Source organism: Streptomyces sp. NPDC092045 (assembly GCF_044756005.1).
In the GTDB taxonomy this organism is placed as follows: Bacteria; Actinomycetota; Actinomycetes; order Streptomycetales; family Streptomycetaceae; genus Streptomyces.
Map to the genome: position 1 here is coordinate 1 of NZ_JBIVSC010000031.1, position 18,731 is coordinate 18,731.

The 18,731-nt window shown below is 68.9% G+C and carries 14 protein-coding genes and 4 pseudogenes; 10 read left to right on the forward strand and 8 right to left on the reverse strand.

Features of this window, described 5'->3' with window-relative positions; translation table 11 throughout:
• Positions 1 to 155: 155 nt before the first annotated feature.
• Positions 156 to 848, reverse strand: a complete 693-nt coding sequence (locus ACIQKA_RS33425; protein WP_402543215.1) for an HNH endonuclease family protein — start codon at positions 846 to 848, stop codon at positions 156 to 158.
• A gap of 156 nt (positions 849 to 1,004) precedes the next feature.
• A complete protein-coding gene (locus tag ACIQKA_RS33430) occupies positions 1,005 to 1,631 on the reverse strand; it encodes a hypothetical protein (protein WP_402543216.1) in 627 nt (208 codons plus the stop codon).
• Positions 1,632 to 2,293: 662 nt separating this feature from the next.
• Here ACIQKA_RS33430 and ACIQKA_RS33435 point away from each other — a divergent pair.
• Together ACIQKA_RS33435 and ACIQKA_RS33440 are read left to right on the forward strand one after the other, a co-directional pair.
• Positions 2,294 to 2,743: a lamin tail domain-containing protein gene (locus ACIQKA_RS33435; RefSeq protein ID WP_402543217.1), complete on the forward strand. Its 450-nt coding sequence runs from the start codon at positions 2,294 to 2,296 to the stop codon at positions 2,741 to 2,743.
• Between the two features lie 312 nt (positions 2,744 to 3,055).
• Positions 3,056 to 3,325: pseudogene (locus ACIQKA_RS33440) on the forward strand (transposase family protein); the annotation flags it as partial.
• A gap of 6 nt (positions 3,326 to 3,331) precedes the next feature.
• On the opposite strand, the gene ACIQKA_RS33445 reads toward ACIQKA_RS33440, so the two are convergent.
• Entirely contained in the window at positions 3,332 to 4,852 is a 1,521-nt protein-coding gene (locus ACIQKA_RS33445) for a hypothetical protein (protein ID WP_402543218.1), read from the reverse strand.
• Positions 4,853 to 4,938: 86 nt separating this feature from the next.
• Here ACIQKA_RS33445 and ACIQKA_RS33450 point away from each other — a divergent pair, with 86 nt between their 5' ends.
• From ACIQKA_RS33450 to ACIQKA_RS33470, 5 genes and pseudogenes are all read left to right on the forward strand, one after another.
• The gene (locus ACIQKA_RS33450; protein ID WP_402543219.1) at positions 4,939 to 5,235 is read left to right on the forward strand and encodes a hypothetical protein; all 297 of its coding nucleotides are present in this window, start codon (positions 4,939 to 4,941) and stop codon (positions 5,233 to 5,235) included.
• 908 nt (positions 5,236 to 6,143) lie between these two features.
• Positions 6,144 to 6,368 carry a hypothetical protein gene (locus ACIQKA_RS33455; protein WP_402543220.1) on the forward strand — a complete coding sequence of 75 codons (225 nt, stop codon included), beginning with the start codon at positions 6,144 to 6,146 and terminating at the stop codon, positions 6,366 to 6,368.
• A gap of 2 nt (positions 6,369 to 6,370) precedes the next feature.
• A complete protein-coding gene (locus tag ACIQKA_RS33460) occupies positions 6,371 to 7,270 on the forward strand; it encodes a sigma-70 family RNA polymerase sigma factor (RefSeq protein WP_402543221.1) in 900 nt (299 codons plus the stop codon).
• Positions 7,267 to 8,094 (forward strand): hypothetical protein, encoded by an 828-nt coding sequence (locus tag ACIQKA_RS33465; protein WP_402543222.1) that lies wholly within the window; start codon positions 7,267 to 7,269, stop codon positions 8,092 to 8,094. Before ACIQKA_RS33460 ends, ACIQKA_RS33465 begins: the two co-directional genes overlap by 4 nt.
• A gap of 375 nt (positions 8,095 to 8,469) precedes the next feature.
• Positions 8,470 to 8,681 (forward strand): annotated as a pseudogene (locus ACIQKA_RS33470) (hypothetical protein); the annotation flags it as partial.
• On the opposite strand, the pseudogene ACIQKA_RS33475 reads toward ACIQKA_RS33470, so the two are convergent.
• Positions 8,678 to 9,006, reverse strand: a pseudogene (locus tag ACIQKA_RS33475) (VOC family protein); the annotation flags it as partial. The pseudogenes ACIQKA_RS33470 and ACIQKA_RS33475 sit on opposite strands and share 4 nt — an antisense overlap.
• A pseudogene (locus tag ACIQKA_RS33480) lies at positions 9,003 to 9,221 on the reverse strand (IS256 family transposase); the annotation flags it as partial. The pseudogenes ACIQKA_RS33480 and ACIQKA_RS33475, both read right to left, overlap by 4 nt.
• A gap of 439 nt (positions 9,222 to 9,660) precedes the next feature.
• On the opposite strand from ACIQKA_RS33480, the gene ACIQKA_RS33485 reads away from it, so the two are divergent.
• The 3 genes from ACIQKA_RS33485 (at position 9,661) to ACIQKA_RS33495 (ending at position 13,984) form a co-directional block, all read left to right on the forward strand.
• Positions 9,661 to 13,083 (forward strand): RHS repeat-associated core domain-containing protein, encoded by a 3,423-nt coding sequence (locus tag ACIQKA_RS33485; RefSeq protein ID WP_402543223.1) that lies wholly within the window; start codon positions 9,661 to 9,663, stop codon positions 13,081 to 13,083.
• A 223-nt stretch (positions 13,084 to 13,306) separates the two neighbouring features.
• Positions 13,307 to 13,495, forward strand: coding sequence for a hypothetical protein (locus ACIQKA_RS33490; RefSeq protein ID WP_402543224.1), 189 nt, complete (start codon positions 13,307 to 13,309; stop codon positions 13,493 to 13,495).
• A 141-nt stretch (positions 13,496 to 13,636) separates the two neighbouring features.
• Complete coding sequence (locus ACIQKA_RS33495) at positions 13,637 to 13,984, forward strand: NYN domain-containing protein (RefSeq protein ID WP_402543225.1); 348 nt, start codon at positions 13,637 to 13,639, stop codon at positions 13,982 to 13,984.
• 229 nt (positions 13,985 to 14,213) lie between these two features.
• Here ACIQKA_RS33495 and ACIQKA_RS33500 read toward each other — a convergent pair whose 3' ends face one another.
• The 3 genes from ACIQKA_RS33500 to ACIQKA_RS33510 all read right to left on the reverse strand — a co-directional run bounded on the left by ACIQKA_RS33500 (position 14,214) and on the right by ACIQKA_RS33510 (position 18,624).
• Positions 14,214 to 14,672 carry a hypothetical protein gene (locus tag ACIQKA_RS33500; RefSeq protein WP_402543226.1) on the reverse strand — a complete coding sequence of 153 codons (459 nt, stop codon included), beginning with the start codon at positions 14,670 to 14,672 and terminating at the stop codon, positions 14,214 to 14,216.
• A 364-nt stretch (positions 14,673 to 15,036) separates the two neighbouring features.
• On the reverse strand, positions 15,037 to 15,744 hold the full coding sequence (locus tag ACIQKA_RS33505; protein WP_402543227.1) for a TIGR02391 family protein: 708 nt from the start codon (positions 15,742 to 15,744) through the stop codon (positions 15,037 to 15,039).
• 165 nt (positions 15,745 to 15,909) lie between these two features.
• Positions 15,910 to 18,624, reverse strand: coding sequence for an ATP/GTP-binding protein (locus tag ACIQKA_RS33510; protein WP_402543228.1), 2,715 nt, complete (start codon positions 18,622 to 18,624; stop codon positions 15,910 to 15,912).
• Between the last annotated feature and the right edge of the window lie 107 nt (positions 18,625 to 18,731).

Below are 18,731 nucleotides of genomic sequence, written 5' to 3' on the forward strand. Positions count from 1 at the left end.
GGTGGGGTTCCTCGGGCGCCCCGCGCGGGTCATATCTTCGCCGCCCCCCCTCCGGGGGCGGGGGCCGCGCGGCCTGTTCGGCCGGGGCGGGGGGCGCGGGGGCCGGGGGGGGGGGCCCCCCCGGCCCCCCCCCACGGCGCCTTCCTGCCGCTGGCCTACGGTGCGGGGTTGTAGTGGACGGTGGTGGTCTCGCAGGCTTCGGCGTACGTCTTCAGTGCCTCGGCTTCGGTCTGGTCGACCGTGAGGTTCCAGCGCAGTTTGGTGGCGGTCCATTCGCCGATGTAGCGGCAGTGGGCGTCGGGTAGGGGCGGCATCCAGGTGGCGGGGTCCTGGTCGGCCTTGGAGCGGTTGGTGCGTGCGGTGACGGCGACGAGCGAGGCGGCGGCGCCCTGGTCGTTGGCATAGGCCTCGCGGCGCCTGGCGTCCCAGGTGCTTGCGCCGGAGTCCCAGGCCTCGGCGAGGGGGACCATGTGGTCGATGTCGAGCTTGCCCGCCTCGCTCACTTCGACGTTGTCGTAGTAGGAGAGCCAGCTTCCGCCGGTCAGTTTGCAGCCGGCCGCCACGGTTGGCTCCTGGAGGGCTTCGGCGAGGAGGACTTCGTTGCGGGTGTTGCAGCCGTCGGCCGGGTCCAGGCCGGTGTTCCAGTGCCGGAAGGAGTCACGGGTGTAGCCGGTGCGGTCCTCTTCGGCGACGGGCAGCTGGCCGACGGCGTCCTCCAGCGGTGGCACCGCCGAAACCGGCACCACCACCGCGGCCTCGGTCGTGGCCATGGCAGTGGGGGAGGGGAGGGCGAGCGGGGTCAGGGCGAGGCAGAACGCGGCAGCGCCGCGCAGCAGGTTGGTGATCACGCACGTAGGCATAGCGGACCCGGGCTCATGGACACGCCGGGAACGGGACGCTCATGGACCGCGCGGGGCGCTGAGGTTCGGCGGAGAAACGCTCCGCCTCATCCTCGCGGGTTCACCCGCGAGGACGAGGCGGTACGAGGTCACTCCACCGGCTGGTCAGCGCCAGGTGAGGTGTTCGTAGTGCAGGAGGCGGGCGCGGGCGGTCTTCTCGGTCATGCCCAGGGCCTCGGCGACCGCGGGCATGGCTCCGCCCTCGTCGTGTTCGCGGTCCAGGGCCCGGGCGGCCTCGGGGCCAGTCTCGGCGACAATCGTCTCCAGATGGTCGCAGGCCCTCAGCATGGTCGCGTACGCGCGTGCCCTGTCCTCCTCCCACCAGAGCCGGTCCAGCCGCTCGCGTACCTGCCCCAGTAGCTCCGCCAGGTCCTCGGGCAGGGACACCGCGCGCCCGGCGATGTCGTCGAGGTGCGCCTCCCACTCCTCGTACGGGCCCGAGGTGCCGTAGGTGTCGGGGCCGTCGTCTTCACGGACCTTCTCCCAGTCGATGACGTAGGTCTTCGTGCCACGCCAGCCGCAGGCGCACCGGCCCCGCATGGACACGGCGGTGGGCCGGCGGAAGGTGCCGTCGTAGAGCCACCAGTCGCTCGACTCGTGGAAGTTGCTGCCACTGCCCAGATCGAAAAGGACCGGCTTCGGCTCACTGCCATCGGCCAGCAGCACCCCCACCATGCCCTCGTGCGACTCGAACCCGTCCCGCCGCCACCCGTCCCGCACTCCGTACACCACGGCCCGCCTTCCGCTTCGACACCGGCGCCCTGGACACGGCGCCCGAAGCTTCCCGGAACCACGATGCGACCCGGCCCCAGCTCTCCGCAGCCGGATCGCGACATATTCCACAGGCAGGTGTAGCGCACGCCGCTCCGCGCGCCCCTACCGTCGGGTCGACACAACGACGAGCAGCCGGATGGTCGCCTTCGTTCTACGTGGTCCGGGTGCTGGACAGGCCGCCGAGCATCGCGTCGAAGTTTGGTGAGTCGGGGAACGGCTGTCGGTTGCCGACTCACCGGTAGCCCCACGCCTCGTACGACGACTGAATCCTGTGGCGACCAGGTTGCGCTGGAAGTCACCCAGGAGCATCCGGACTCTCTCGGGCCGCGGCATGCTCTCCATGGTTTTGAAGACGCGGCCGCTGGTGGCACAGGTCTGTTCGGCGTCGCCCTGGTGGAGCCGTTTCGCCCAGCACTCAACCGCACAGGGGGCGAGGTTCACCGGGGAAACGATCCTGCTGTACTGCTGCCGGTCGATGCCGGTGTTCGCACGAAAATTCGTTTTGTTCTGATTTGGTAACTCGGTGCGCTGCAGGGGCCAGCGCTCTGTACGGTGATCGACTGCCGGGCCGCGAAGTGGGGAGGGCCCGGTTCTCCCATCACCTGTACCAAGGGACATCCATGCTCCGTACCCGTACCGCTGCCGCCGTCACCACGGCGGCGTTCGCCGGCCTGCTCGTCCTGCCCGCACCCGCCCAGGCGGCCGGCTCGGTCCACCTCTACAAGATCTACTACGACAGCCCGGGCACCGACAGCCGGACGAACGCGAGCCTGAACGGGGAGTACGTCATCGTCCGCAACACCACCACCGCCGCGGTCAACCTGCGCGGATGGACGCTCACCGACGCCTCGAACCACAAGTACACCTTCGGCAACTTCACCCTCGGTAAAGGCAAGACGGTGACCATCCGCACCGGCAAGGGCACCAACACCGCCGCCAACCTCTACCAGCAGCGCGCCGCCTACGTGTGGAACAACGACCGCGATACCGCCACCCTGAAGCGGTCCAACGGCACCCGGGTCGACACCTGCTCATACAACTCCACCCGGATCGACTCCGTCATGTGCTGACCGGCAATCCCGACCGGCATCCAGGAGCAAGTGGACCGGCGGGCGGAGGCGGCGTGCGAACTTGCGGACGCGGTGGCTGGCTCGGGCTGGAGTGCGGCGGCCGCTGACGACGCCCTGATCGCCATTGACACCCAGACGTCCGCGAGGCTCTGGCCGCGACGGCCAGGGCCCGCCGGCGCCTGAGCCTGCCGGTCGACGCTGAGCAGGAGACGGAGTCGTCCACGTCGGCGCCCAGTAAGCGTTTTCAGCGCTGTCACTTCAGGATAAGGACGGCTGTGGCGATGACGGTCATGCAGTTGGGGCTGATGCGAGATCTGTGAACGCCGGGGTGCCCCCGTCCTCGTCGACCGTGCCTACATCGGGGCCGGCCCCTGGGTGACCACACCATTCAGACGGCTCCCGAACCGGGACCTCACCACGACCCGGCGAACGGTCAACCGGGCCCTGTCAGCGGCGCGCGCACCCGTCGAACGAAGCGTCGCGCGACTCAAGTCCTGGCGCATCTTCCGCCGGACCCGCTGCAGCCCCAACCGCATGACCGCCATCGCCGCAGCCGTCCTCACCCTGGAGCGTCAACGCTGAAAATGCTCAGTGTGCCGACAGGCCCAGGCGTTCCCTGGCGTTCCTCAGGTCGGCGGTGAGCGCGTCGCTCATAGGATCCCCGGCTCGTTTTAGTACGTCGACGAGAACGGCCGCTCCGACCGAGGCGCTCTCCTCGGCCTTGCGCAGCGCCACGGTCACGGTGGAGTCACCGGTGTTCAAGGCGGTCCAGCGGCGGGCGGCATCGCAGAGGAGCAGTGCCTCCCAGAGTACGCGCAGTGCTGCGGGAAGGCGGTCGGACGCGATCAGCCGGTGGCCGATCCGGGCGAGCGAAATGACCTGACGAGGCACAGCGTCGACCACGTTCATCCGGCCGGTGGCCGAGAACCTGGGCCCGTCCCCGCCGCAGAGGGAAAGTCGCAGCGTCCGGATCTCCAGCGGATCCAGGGCGTCGGCCCGCACGCCGCCCGCGAGCCTCGTAGACTCCGTCCGCTCCGCTTCCAGCAGTGCCTCCCGCAGACTCGGCGCAAGCACCGATCCGAACTCCCGCTCCATCTCCGCGATCCGATCATGCGACCCGCGGGCGGCCATGGCCAGATGCCCGGCAGCCTCCGCGTCCCGCCCGGCCTCTCTCAGGTGGATACCGATCCGGGCATGAGCCCCGGAACTCCCGACCCGACCGAGTTCTGCGGCCTCCAGAATCACGCCGTCCACGGCCAGCGCCGCGTCCCACTGCCCACGCGCCGCCTCCAGCATGGAGACAACCGGGGCGGCGAAACCGATCGCGTACGGGATCGCCTCAGGGCCGATCCGGCCCATCTCCTTATATCGGGCAAGGGACTCCTGACCGCATTCCAGAGCCAGTTCGTGGTCCCCCACCCGCAGTTGGATCCCCGCCCCGACCGCGAGGACCCGAGCCGCGTCCCCGGAGCGGTCCGAGAGGGGCGTGAAGGCCCCCGCCCGCATGTACCCACCGATCGACATGTCCAGATCGCTGAGAGCGCTGAAGGGACGGTCCCACTCGGCATAAGCCCGGGCCCTTCGTAGCCGGACGTCGGCTGTCAGCAAGACTGCGGGAACGGGACCCATCTCCTGCCGGTCACCCCGCTGCTCACCCTCCTTCCGGGTGGCGAGCTGCTCCGACTCCATCCGCCGGTACAGCTCCTCGGCCCGGTCCAGGACTGCGACTGCGCCGGTCACGTCTCCGACGTCAGTCCTGGCCCGTCCCATGGCGTAGAACAGTCCCGCTCTGGCCTGGGGAACCTCAGGCAGGTCCGGGGAGGCGGCATCCAAACGGTCCAGGGCGTGCTGCGCCCGCGTGAACTCGGCCAGCGCCTGTGCCGGCTCCTGGCTCTGCTCGGCGGCGAACCCCCGTTCGTAGGCCGCCCGGTACTCCTGGATCGCCGGCTCGGTACGATCCCGGCCCTGAGAGGCTCCGCGTCGCCGAAATATCTTCATCTTCCCTATATTCCGCTTGAGTTCACTGCATCCATCCGTGCGGTGAAACGTCGACATCGTGTCACGGCGTCTTCGCCGGATGCCCTCGTTCACTTCGAAGGGGTCTGTCACAGCGCCGCTACCACAACTGGCTCGGGCTCCTGACACCGAAGGCCGACGCGGATAGGGAGAAGGCAGTCCGGCGGCAGGGCGCGGCGGTGCACGACTTCCGGTTGTGGTCGCGGATCTACCCGGCGACCAGCTGCGAGGGCTACGTGTCGGTGGCGTTCGTGTTCACGGGGAAGACTGCCGAGCAGCGCGAGAGCCGGATGCGGCGCCTGGAGCAGGCCGCCCGCCGCTACTTCGCCGGCGCCCCGTACCCGTGGGCCGGGTTCACGGCTGTCGACTACCACCAGGCGGTGCCCGTAGTCGTCACCGAGCTGGAGCGGATTACCGCCGACCCGGCCGGGGCCGCCGGGAAGGTGTGGCGCAGGCTCGGGCGGAAGGAGTGGTAGACGCTGAGCGAGGCCCTGGACAACCCGGACGGCGAGCGGCTGTACCGGACGGAGCTCCGGGCGGCCCGCCGGCGGCAAGCGGAGTGCGAGGCCGCGCACCGGGAGGCGCAACGGCCGGTGCGCACGCGGTGCGGTAACAGGTTCACCGATGGCCGCTGGCAGGAGACCGCGCGGTCCTCGTGGCCCTGTGAACGGGACCGGCTGTGCGGGCCGTGCGCCACGGAGGCGGCCGACCGCGCGGAGGTGGAGCGCGCCGCGCGCCGCCAGGCAGAGGCAGCCGAACGCGCGGCGGTCGAAGCGCCGGTGGTGAAGCCCCGCCGGTTCGGCATCGGCCGCCGCCGGTAGTCGACGGTCCTGGGGCCCCGGTAACGGCTGCGTGCTGGCCGCGCCCCGGCACCGGCCGGGGGTGGGCCCGCGGGGGCAGCGGCGACGTCGACGGGCGAGGCGGTGTCAGCGGGCTGCGCTACGTTCGTCTTCCCCTCCGTGTGAGGGGCGCTGCTCCGCCCGGCCTATAGGACAGGCCGGGCAGAGCAGGTGGCGCGATCCCCCTTTGTTTCGGCACGGGGGCACGCCGTTCTTCCGGATGGAAGGACCGACACCGAGGTGTCCTCCCCCATGGGACGACGTATGGGACCGGTTTGCAAGGAAAACCGGGAACTTCACCCGCAGGACGTGCCCGGTGTGCTGGACGTGCGCCGGAGTGGTTCGTTCCGTGCCCGTGGCTGACCGTCCGCGATTTCTAATGTTCCGTAATTCCATGATCACGTCGCGTAACCGGTGGGAGCGGGTCCATGCTGAGGATCCGTCAGCGGCGGCACGGCACCCGCTCGTTGACGGAGATTCCTTCATGGCGTGGTGGCTCTTCCGGATGGCTGCGCCTGACCGACTCCCGATACCGAGGATGGGTGATGAGCAGGAAACAGATAGCGGCGGCGATGGTGCTGGCGCTCGTGGTGGTACTGGCATGGAGCCTGGTGATGGCGGCGATGGGCCACGCGGCCCTGATCGCCGGACTGGCCCCGGTCCTCGGACTGACCGTCACCCAGGTCCTGGGCGGCTATCGCGCCCGGACCACGCCGGCCTCCGGACGCCGGGTGGCGGCGGTGCCTGACGACGAGGACGGCACCCTGTGACGATGCTCCCCGCACCGGGACCGGCCTCCGGGCCGGCCCCGGTCCGTCCCGGCCGCAAGCTCGGACCCATCGCCCCCACCGTCGGTTCCACCCACACCGCGTGGCTGGAGCCGACCCGCGACCGCTACCTCGCCAGCGGCTACACCCTGGCCGAACTCAGCCTCCACGTTGTCCTGGCCAAGTCGAAGCTCTCCGAGCTCCTGCGCGGGGTGGGCCACTACCCGCGCTGGGAGGTCATGCACCGCGTCGCCGCCGTTCTTAACATCCCCAGCTGGCCGCTGTACCGGCTGTGGCAGCAGGCCGCTTTGGACGTGGGCAAGAACAGCGACTGGATCGACCGCTCCGGCGAAGGCGGACCCGCCATCACCACCGCCGGCTCCGGCCGACCGCCCCTGGCCCACGGCGCCCTGCGCACCACTGTCGAAGACGGCTACGTCCGCTACGCCGGCGTCTTCCTCACCGGCGACGCCCGCCACCAGGCGGTGGAGGACACCTTCGCGATCCTCTGGCTCAGCTTCGACGAGGCCCTCGCCAGCCCCGACATCCGCCGCTACGCCTGGAACCTCCTGCGCGCCACGGTCAGGGCCCGCGCCGCCCACCGCGACGACCGCCCGCTGCTCGCGCAGGCCGCCTTCGACACCCTCGCCCTCCTCGAGGAGACCGACCCCGAGGCGCAGACGGCACAGCTGGCCGAGAGCATCGAGCTGTTCACCGCGATCAGCCGGCTGCCCGACAACCACATGGACGTCATGGTGCTGCGACACCTGTGCGGCTTCTGCATCCGGGAGACCTCCGACCTCCTCGGAGTACCGATCGCCGCCGTACGGTCCGACGAACGCCACGCCCAGCGCTTCCTCACCGAGACCACCGAGCTGCACCTGACCGAAGGACCCACCCCATGACCACACTGGACACCGTCCTCTCCCGGGCGCTGCTCGTCTCCGACCGCACCATTCCGTGTGACACCGTCCCCGACCGCGACACCAACCGGCGAGGGGCGATCACTCCGAGGCAGACGACCGGGTCGGCGGCCGAGGACCTGCGCGCGCTGTGCGAGACCGTGGTGCGCCACACCCCGGCCATCGCCGTCGGCGAGTTCGTCACCGACCAGATCCCCGCACCCCGCGCCGCCCTGGTCCTGGCCTGCGTGCTCCAGCTCACCGACACCGACGACGGCGCCCGCTTCTGGTGGCAGTACGCCGCTGGCGCCGGACAACCCGCCGCCGCCTACTGCCTCTACCTCCACCACCTCGCCCTCGGCGAGACCCACGTCGCCAGCTGGTGGCACACCCAGACCAACGAGGCCGGCACCCGCAAACCCGCCCCGCGCGCCCCTGCGGCGCGCACCGAGGTCCGCTGCGCCGACGACCCCGACTTCCCCGCGGTTCTGCAGGACGGCGACGGCGCCTCGACCACCACCCTGCTGCGCGTCCTGAGGCAGCTGGCCCGGCACGTCACCCGCCAGCGCTCCTCCGTCGTCCTGGAGTTGATGGCCTATATGCCCGTCGCCGTGGCCAGCGGCTACCTTCGTGAACCGGACAGCGAGATCCCGCTGCCGGGACCGAACTTCGCCCACCAGGTCCGTGACCGGCTGACCACAGCCGACCGCTCCCTGCGTCCCAGCGGCCTTCCGCCCCGCTCGCAGTCCCGTCCCCGGCCCCGGCCGGGCGACGACCGCCACCAGTGGCGGCGCGACCGCCACGTCGACGAGGCCGCAACCCGCTGAACCGATCCGCCACGGCACACTGCGGGAAGCCACCCCGGGGTGCTGTGGCCGGTGCCCGGGGTGGCATCGGCACGTCATCCTTCGAGCGGGGCTTGCCCACCCTGAGCGGATGAGACGGAGGGTTGTACCGGAGGGAGGCTGAACCGTTGCCCGGGAAGGCGCATGGGGCGGGAGGCCGGAGGTGTGACCGCAGGTGGGAGCCCGGCAAAACGGACACCCCCCCGTTTCCACAGGGCACCCCGCGTGGGCAAGCCGCCCGCGCGTACGGACACCTCTTTCCCACGTGACAGCCGTGGGAAAGAGGAGCAGTGCTTCGCTGGGGCCGGGCCGGGTGCCCGCGCCCTGTTGTCGGTGGCGGCTGGAAGGCTGGCCGGTATGAACGGTGACGTGCCGCTGTTGTGCGGCCGGGCCTACGGCTACGGCCGCGACGACCCCGACCCAGGCCGCGGATCTCAGCCGAACTCGTCGGCGGCCCGCTGGACGGTCTCCTGCTAGACATCCAGGGCTGGCGCACCGAGGAGGTCGACGACGGCGCCGCCCTGGCCACCGAGCTCGGCCGATGGCCCGGCGGCCGCGCCCTATACGAGTGCGGGTGCCGATCGGGGAACATCAGGCGCCAGCCGTGTTGCGTCACCTGGACGGTGAGCTCCTCCACGGCAGCGACGTCTTCGCCATGGAACGCCAGGTGGTTCAGCCCAGGGCGGCGGCGGTCGTGCCGGTTGGCGGTGAGGTCCGGGGACTGCTCGAGGACGAGGTAGGTCGGCCGAGCAGCCAGCTGCGGCCGGCGTCCCGGCTCTGGGACACGGTGTAGCCGAGGGTCTCCAGCAGCCAGCCGAGCGAGGTGGGTGCGCGGTCGAGGTCGGGCACCCAGATCTCGACGTGGTGCAGGGCACCGTGCGCCGGACGGTTCACGCGGCCACCGCCTCGGGACGCTCGACCAGCTGGCCGCGTTCGAACCGGGCTCCGGCGCGGACGAGCGGGACGAGGTGGGCGCCATTGACCGCGCGCCGACGGGCCTGGGCCGATTCCACGAGCTTGAACAGCATCGCGAGAGCGGCGGCCCGCGAGCTCGCGCCCCGGGTGACCTTCGTGCGGAGGCGGACGGTAGAGAAGGCCGACTCGATGGGAAGGAGAACCGCTGCCGGGAGAAGCAGCAGTCAGGCCGCGCAGAAGGCGGTGCACCATCCGGTGCGCACCTGGTGTCGGGCGGAGTCTCACCGACGAGCGCTGGCAGCACCTTCTCGGGCAGAGGCTCGAATCCGACTGTATCGGCGAACTACGCCCGGACGGGCCGGTCAATAGCACCGGCGTGATCAGGTCAACCTACGTGTGTGGTTCTTTCGTCATGCGAAACCTTGTCACCCGGCAACGATCTTCCTTGTCCGTAGATGCCCTGTGCGGGGAGATTTGCGGAGTCGTGGAGGCGGGAAACGGTCTGGCTGGTTCCGCACCGTGTGGATCATGTGTTCGAGGGCAGTGCGGCGGTCGGTGTGGAGGTTTCGTGGCAGCGTGTGCACGCCGCGTGACCGCTGGGGTCGCGGTGGCTGTTTCCCGTGGGGGGAATTCATGCGTTCACGTGCTTCGGGCACGTCTCTTCGGCGTGCCCGCAGGTCGTCCCGGTACGGCCTGGTCGCCGCGGTGTCTGCCCTGTCGCTGGCCGCGTCGGTGGTGCCGGCCCTGGCCGACCCGGCCGCCGCCGATTCGGGTCCGGTATCGGTGTGGGGGAAGACGGACGGGCCGCGCTTTGAGGTGCCGCCGGTCAAGGTCGGCTCCAACCGGCCGGTGCCCAACGAGGCGGAAGCTCCCGATACGGCCGGGGAGAAGGCCTGGGAGGAGGCTCGGAAGAGCCGCGTCCGTCCTTCGGCCGCCAAGCTGTCGGCTCGTTCGGCTCCGACGACCACCACGCAGAACGATGGTGGTGAGCCGGTTGCCGTGCCCGGGGGTCAGGGTGCGGTTCCGTGGCACCAGATCACCAATTTCCGTATCACCGACTCGCTGGTGGCCCGGATCAACCTGTCGACCGGCAATCTGATGCTGGCCGCGACGGACTTCGAGGTCGCCGGTGTGGGGCAGAAGCTGCGGCTGGCCCGTACCTACAACTCCTTCGACGGCGCCGGCGGCCTGGTCTCCCCGCGCTGGTGGCAGGAGTACGAGCGCTCCTTCTGGCGCTCGGAGAACGAGGTCGTCCTCACCGACGCCACCGGCGCCACCCTGCGCTTCGCCAAGGCGTCCGACGGCTCCTTCACCACGCCCAAGGGCTATGCGAAGGACCTGAAGGAGAACGCCGACTACACCTTTACGCTGACCGACCGCAAGTCCGGGGTGAAGGACACCTATGACGCCAACGGGGTGCTGACCAAGGTCACCGACCGGAACAAGGGCACGATCACCGTCGAGCACCGCGAGGGCGGCTTCAAACTCACCGAGACCCGCTCCGGGCGCTGGATCGACCTCGCCTACACCGACGACGGTCACCTGACGGCCAAGGACCACACCGGTCGCACCGCCTCCTACGAGCTGGACGGCGGCTACAACCTCTCCCGCACCACCGACACCGCCGGCAAGACCACGCTCTACGCCTACGACGCCGACGGCCGCATCGCGAAGATCACTACCCCCGACGGTCGGGTGACGGTCTTCACCTACGACGCCCACAACCGGGTCCGCTCCATGCTGCGGGCCACCGGATTCAACGCCTCCGGTCACACGGGCCCGACCTACACCTACATCTACTCCAGCACCGACCCCCAGGCGGCTGGGACGACCACGGTCACGGACCCGGAGAACCACGCCACCAAGTACGAGCACGACAAGGACGGCCGGGTCACCAAGACCACCGACGCCCTGACCCACTCCCGCTCCCGGACGTTCGACGCCAACCACAACGTCCAGACCGCGACCGACGCGATGGGCACCGGTACGGGTGGCACCGGCGGGAACGTGACGACGTACGGCTGGGACGGGCGCAACAACCCCACCTCCGCCAAGCTGCCCACCGGGGCGACGGCCGCGATGACCGGCTACCAGACTATCGCCGGAGCGGACCTGCCCGGTTCGATGACGACGGCGGACGACGAGAAGACCGACTACACCTACAACACGGCCGGCAACACCACCTCCGTCGCGATCACCGGCACCGGCGGCGGCAAGCAGACCTTCGAGCACAACAAGGCCACCCCCACCTGCGGCGGCTTCGAGGGCCAGCGCTGCAAGGTCACCGTGAAGATGACGGACACCAAATCGGTGTCCACCTCCTTCACCTACGACGCCAAGGGCAACCTGACCAAGGTCACCCCGCCCGCCCCGCTGGGCACCACCACCTACACCTACGACCCCCTCGGCCGCCCCCAGACCGTCACCGACGGCCGCGGGATCAAGACCACCTACACCTACGACGCCCGCGACCGCGTCGTCCAGGTCTCCACACCCACCACCACGGTCGTCTACGCCTATGACGGCGACGGCAACCTCGTCCGGCGCACCGACGGCTCCGGCATCACCTCCTACGCCTTCGACCCGCTCTCCCGTGAAACCGTCCGCACCCTGCAGGACGGCTCGCAGACCCAGCTCACCTACACCCCCGCGGGCAACGTCGACACCTACACCGACCCGGCCGGCACCACCGACTACACCTACAACGAGGTCAACAAGCTCATCGAGCTGAAGGATCCCGCCGGCAGGGTCACGAAGTACGCGTACGACAACAACGACACCCGCACCAAGACGACCTACCCCGGCGGCACGGTGCAGAGCGTCACCCCGGACAAGTCCAGCCGCCCGGAGAAGATCAAGACGACCTCGCCGCAGGGCACCCTGGTCGACCTGACCTACTCCTACGCCAACGGCACCAAGGACGGCGGCAAGATCCGCACCAAGACCGACGCGGTCGGCGGCTACAAGACCAGCTACACCTACGACAGCGCCGGCCGCTTCTCCTACGCCAAGGACGAGAAGAACGGCACCATCGCCGACTCCTGGCAGTACTGCTACGACCAGGCCGGCAACCTCACCAGCCAGGGCACCGACCCCGGCTGCCCCCGCGGCACCACCTACACCTACAACGACGCCCAGCAACTCACCGCCAAGTCCTCCACCACCGGCACCTGGTCCTACGACCAGGCCGGCAACGAAACCGCCGGCGCCTCCACCGACGACTACATCCGCACCGGCGAGCAGTGGTCCGACTACTCCCAGATGACCTCGATCACCGTGGGCGGCAAGACGTACGCGGGTCAGTACGCCTCGACCGACCAGAGCGAGCGCATCAAGCTCGGCGACACCCTCTTCCACCACGGGCCGCTGGGCCTGTCGGCGAAGACGACCGCCGGCACCGACATGGGATTCAACCGGGAACCCGGGGGCACCCTCAACTCCATGACGACCGGGGGCAAGTCCTACTACTACCTGACCGACGCACTCGGCAGCGTCGTCGCCCTGGCCGACGGTGACGGCAACAAGGTCAACACCTACACCTACAGCCCCCGCGGTGTGCGCCTGCTGGCGCGTTCCAGTGAGCCGGTCGCCCAGCCCTACCGGTTCGCCGGCGGCTACCAGGACCCCACCGGCCTCTACCACTATGGCGCCCGTTACTACGACGCCAACATCGGCCGCTTCACCCAGCCCGACCCCTCCGGCCAGGAAACCAACCCCTACCTGTATGCCGAAGGCGACCCCGTCAACCGCATCGACCCCAGCGGGCTTCTGGCTTTCGACATCGGGGGGGAAGGCTGCTACTGGGTATGCGTTGGTGGCGGTGTGAGCATCAACGAGGACGGCAGTAGGCACCCCTTCATTTCTTTCAGTATCGGGAATCCCGGGTTTAGCGCGGACGCCAGCCTGGCTTCCGGCTCTGCCGATAAGGGCTGGACCGGTGAAGTCAGTTGCGGCTATGGCCCGGCTGCACTCTCAGTTTCTACCGACGGATCTGAATCGGTTGGAACCGGAGGAAGTTCGGGGAAGTGCTCAGTCGGAGGAAAGTACACATGGTGAGAGAGGGAGCGAGAACGTGATGGCGGAAATGATGCTGATGGCGGCCACCGACAATCGGCCCGATGGTCCTTCCTGGTCACCCTACCTGGCAATGGGACTATTTATCGTGTGCGGCATCATTGCTGTATCTCTCTATCTGAGGAATAAGAGAAAGTAAAGTCACTCAGGCACGTGGTGGGCGATGCTGAAGCCGGCGTCGCCCACCACACGTAAGGGAGAAGTTATGAATATTGCGGTAGGTGTCATTCTTGCGGTTTTCGGGACATTCTTGGCCGTATTTGGCCCGAAGCTTTCTGCCTCAGTAGGGCAGGTGAAGGGCGGGGCCATGGGGAAATCCAATAACGTGGCTTTCATGGTTATTGGCGCTGCCATCGCCGCCTTCGGTCTCCTATACGCTTTCGGTGTCCTTTGATGGCTTAATACCCTACGTTCCTTTAGGGTTGTCTTCATTGAGCCTTTTTCATCCTCGGCTCGCCAGGATCTCTTAAGTGGCTCTGACCTGCGGTGATGTACTGGATCTTCACTCTCGGAATCCCAGGATGAAAAAGGCTCAATGTGCCGGCAGTGCGGCAGCAGCTGGACGCACTACGAGGAGAAGGAGACCGACGTCCACATTGCCGTCTCCCTCGTCGCGGACGTGGCGACGAAGTCGGCGACCTCGGCCGTCATCATCAGCGCCGACAGCGACCTGGCCCCCGCTGTCCGCAAGGCCAAGAGCCTCGCCCCGGGCAGGCACATCATGGTGGCGTTTCCGCCCAAGCGGTTCTCCAACGAACTGAAGACGCTGATGCCGGCGTCCTTCCCGATCGGCCGCGCCAAGTTCGCCGGCGCCCAGCTACCTGACCAGATCACCGACCCGGTGACCGGGCACGTCATCGAACGCCCGGAAAAGTGGGCCTGAGAGAAAACCCGGCGAGGTAGTGCGGACCGGCGGCCTTGGTCGGCAGATGAGTCTGCTGACCAAGGCCGCGGCGTATGCCGGGGCAGTTCAGCGCCGGGTACGCAGGTACTCCTGGCGGTTTCACATCAGGCGGCGCCAGGCGGTGCGGACGAGGCATCGGCCGCCGCCATATGTGATACGGCGAAGGCCGGGACAGAGGAGCCCCTCTGTCCCGGCCTTCGCCGTGTCTTCAGACCACTGGCGGACCACCCGGGCCGCCGGTCGGCGTAGAGCCGACGGCAGGCGCAGGCTGCGGTCCCGCACCATTCATGGTCTGCCGGAGACCGCGAAAGGCGCCGTTTACTCCCGATCCGATCAAGGTTGCCTCTGACGCGGTGACAGGACGGCCAAGGAACTTCGCCACCACCACGACCATCGGAGGGATGAGCGCGACTGCGATCCAGGCATGGCCGGCCTGGGCCAGCCAGACTGTGGCCGAGAGCAAGGCGATCAGCGCGAAGAAGCCCATCACGGTCTCGAACCGCTGCTGCTTCCGCTCGTCCGCCCTCTGCTCCCGTTCATGCTTACGTTGCTGGTTGGCGTTCCATGCCTCCAGAAATGCGGCCTTGCCGGGACCATCCAGATCTGTTCGCTGAAGCGCGATCTGGTAGATGTCCCGAAGATCCTGAAGTTCATCATTTCGGTTCACCGGCCCGGTCCTCCGAGCCGAGGCAGGTCCCGTGGCACTTCTCCAGCTCGTAGAGCCCGGGCCAGTTCGGCAATGAGCCCTCGCTGGTAGTTACGAGCAGCCTCACGTCGCCCGATCCTGGACGCGATGTGCCTGGCAAAAATTCCGGCGACCAGTCCGCTTGACGCCGCGACGGCAGCGACGGTCTCTAACATGAATGCCACGAACTCACCACCCGTTTTGGGTTGTTGCTACTGGGTGCCTGAAGCCTCTCCAGTAGAACACGACGCTCGGACATCCCGCTGCCGCGCCTGTCAAGGCCCAGGAACACTCACTGACGGACGTCCGGCAGGACGAGCTTCTCTGCGCTGAGCCAAATGAAGCCTCACGACTCCTCAATCTTGTTGAGCAGCCGCATGAGCAGGTCGGCCAGCAGGAGGACCTCGGCAGCCTCGGTGGGATCGGTGTAGTCGACCCGACGGTGGCTGGGCGGGTTCTTGAAAAGTCCGATGGCGCCCTTGAACAGCTCCATCATGCCGACAGCCTCACCACCATCGACTGTGGTGTCGGAGAGCGGGCCGGCTACCTGGTCCCCCTTCCCTGGCCTGAACGCTTGCTGCATGAGGGCCGTGCCTGTGAGGGAGTCCGGGAGACTGGCCATCGTTCGAACGCGGACTTCGACCTCTTTCATCGCCAACAGCGCCGCGGCCTCGAAGTCTCCTCGCAGGAACTGTGGCCGGGCCTTGGCTTCGAGCACGGGGACAAGTTCGATGTCGAGTCGTTGCACGGCCCTGATCCAGGGCAGCCCTCGGTCGAGTGCGTTGTGCCCTTGGCGGCTGACGAGGAACGCACCTGCCGAATCCTGTTGGACATTCCAGACAACCAGTCCTCGGTTGAGCAACCATGTCCACGCCTCTGTCAGTGCCAGCACTGCCTGAGGCTTCTGCTGGTAGGCGACACGAGCACGCTTGAGCCAGTTATGCCAGTTCCACTCGTTGTTGTCCCGAGCATCCTTAAGAACCCGCAAAGCGAGATCGTCAACTGGCAGGGCAACGATCTCGTCGGCTTCCAGGGTCCAGTCAGCTCCAGGCATGCGCTCTCCTGCCGATTAGGTTCCAACGCCAGTGGATCACGAAGCTTCTTCAACTTGTCCATCGATCGGGTGACGCTTTGGAAGCGTCCAAGCAGGTCAGACCTGTTTACTACCCCCGACAAAGCTCGATAGGAAGACCAGAGCCACGCCATATATCGGGGCAGGTCAGTGCCGGGTGCTCAGGTAGACCTGGCGGTTTCGCACGAGATGGCGCCAGGTGGTACGGACGTGTTCTTCGCTCGTGATCCAGCGGGCAGCCGACAGCTGGGGGAGCGGTAGGTCGGCCATGAAGCGGGCGATGTCGGTGTAGTAGGCGTAGTCGCCGCTATTGGTCTGGTCGTGAAGGCGGGTGATGGTGTCGCTGACGCCCTGGTCGTCGTCGAGGACGGCCTGGTGGAAGCAGATGGCCAGTTCGAGGATCGCGGTGGCGATGGCGACGCCGGAGAGGCGGATCTCCTCGCGCAGGAGGTGGGCGCGGTTAAGGACGTCGCGGTCGGTGCCGGCGTCGCGGACGAGGGCGGCCATGTCGATGGTGTGGCCGCTCTGGCGCAGGGTGAGGCCGGAGATGAGGTGGCGGGCCAGGTCGATCTCGTCGTCGGCCCGCTGGGGGTCGGCGAAGGCGAGGGTGAAGGCGCGCTGGGCCTGGGAGGTGGCGCGTTCGCCGGCGATGCCGTGCTGTTCGGCTTCGGTGCGGGCTGCTTTGTAGGCGGCGGCGGCACGGAGCATGTCGCCGTGGGGCCACCAGATGTCGCCGTCGACGCGGTGGTGGCGTCCGGCCCAGCCCAGGGTTGGCACCACGGCGTGAGCGGTGGGGAAGTCTCCGGCCAGGCGGGCCAGGTGCGCCAGTCCGCGGCGGGCTGCCGGGGCGAGCCGGCTGTCGCTGTCGGCGACGTATCGCATGCCGCGCCGGGAGTCGGCGGAGCGGCCGAGGTCGCGCTGGGCCTTGGCGAGGTAGTAGACGGCCATCTCCTGCAGATCGCCGGGGAGCAGGCCGGCCGCGGTGAGGGCGGTGAGCCGGTCGGCGGTCAGAGCGCGGTGCTCGTGCTGGCGGCGGGCAAGCGTGGAAAGCAGTTCGGCCAGCGCGTCGGCCGCCGTCCGCAGCCCCGCACCTGCCGCGACGGTGGCGGTGCTGGTGGAGGCGGGCGGGGCGACGGGTTCCCACACGGAGTCCGAGACGTAGGCCCAGGCGGCGTCGGTGAGCCAGCCCAGGCCGAGGCGGAAGTCACGGGCGAGGGTAAGGCCCTGGCGCAGGCAGCCGACCAGGAGCAGCCGGTCACGCTCCGGGCCACTGCTCCACTGCTCGCCGAGCGCGGCCAGCGCCCGGGTAGCGGCAGCCTCCCAGTCCGCGGGCGTCCAGCGGTCGTCGGTGTGGTCGTCGGCGCTGCGGAGGGTGGAGCGGATGAGGCCGTGAAGGTAGTAGGGCCACAGCCCGAAGGGGTTTTCGCTGATGAAGGGGCGCTCGGCCAGGCGGCGGGCGGCGGCCTGGTGAGTGAGGCCGGCGGCCCGGGTGGCGAGCTGGGTGTCGAAGGCGTCGAGCAGGCTGACCGAGCGCAGCAGGTGGCGCTCGTCGGGGGTGAGATCGGCCAGGGTGCGGGCGATCAGGGCGCCGAAGTCGTGCTCGAAGTCGGCCGGCTCGGGGGTGTGGCCGGCGCGGCGCAGCTCGAGGAAACGCATCACCGACAGATCGAGGTAGAGCGGCAGTCCGTGCGAGCGGGCGGTGATCACCGCGCGGACGGGTACGGGGATGAGAGGGGTGCCGTCGGATTCGAGGCGGCGGGCGAGGTAGTCGTCGCAGTCCTCCGGGGCGAAGTCGCCCACCAGGACCTGCCGGGCGCGCACCGGGGCAGTGCCGGGCACGGTGACGGTGCGGGCGTGCGGGACGGCAGGCGGCCGGGAGGACAGGGCGAGACCGGGCCAGGCGGTGGGCCCGGTGTAGTCGAGCTGGCCCTGCAGGGCGGATTCGGCCCACTGCAGGCGGGAGCGGCCGGTGATGACGAAGAACGCGTTCGGCATCAGCCACACCACCCGCTGGATCAGGCGCTCCAGGTCACGGTGCGTGCGGTCGCCGACGTCCTCGAAGGTGTCCAGCAAGATCACCGGCATCACCCGTTTGTCGGCCGGAAGCCGGTGAAGATCCCAGGCCAGCAGGTGCGGGTAGAAGGAGAGCGTGTCCAGGTCGGGCTCGGCCTCCAGCAGATCGGCAAGCCGAAAACAGGAGGCGAGCGCGCGCACGGTCTGGCGCCGTTCACGCAGGGCGCGCACGAGGGAGCCGGTGAGCTGCCCGACCGCACTGCCCACAGTCCCGGGCAGCAGCAGCGCCTGGGCGACGTCCGAGAGCGCGGACTGCATCTGCTGCGGCAGTGCCTTGCCGAACCGGGCCGTGATCCCGCCGCGCTGAAGGTACTCCTCCAGCGGCTCGCCGGGATGCCGCGCCTCCCAGTAGCGGCGCAGCGTGAGGTCGAAGGCGGGCAGCGGACGGCCCAGAGCGCTCAGCGCGGCCCGGATCGTGAGCACCAACTGCTCGAAGCCGGTGCCGGCGGAGCGGGCGAGGTCGATACGCACCGGCAGGATCCGTGCCGTACCGGGCCAGGACGGCTCACCCCACTGGGCGGGACGGCCCTCGGCCCCGGCGAGCGCGGCCTCGAGCTTGCGCGACAGGGTGGTCTTGCCGATGCCGCCGATGCCGTGGAAGACCAGCACGTTGTCCCGCGGCGCCTCCAGGTCCTCCACGTCGAAGCCGAGCGAGGCCACGCGCTCCAGGTGCTCGGCGAGCGCGGCCGCGAGAAGCTCCCACTGGGCCTGACGGTTGGTGAACGCCTCCGCCGTCGACACGCCCCGGTCATTGCTGCTGAACAGCGCCCGCAGATCCCGTCCCGCCATGCCCGTCCCCCGATCGGTGATCAACTGCGCCCAACCTATGCCCGTGCCAGGGGCCTTGATGGACAGCATCCCCTGAATGCGCCTCAGCCTCGCCCCGTGCTGGAGGA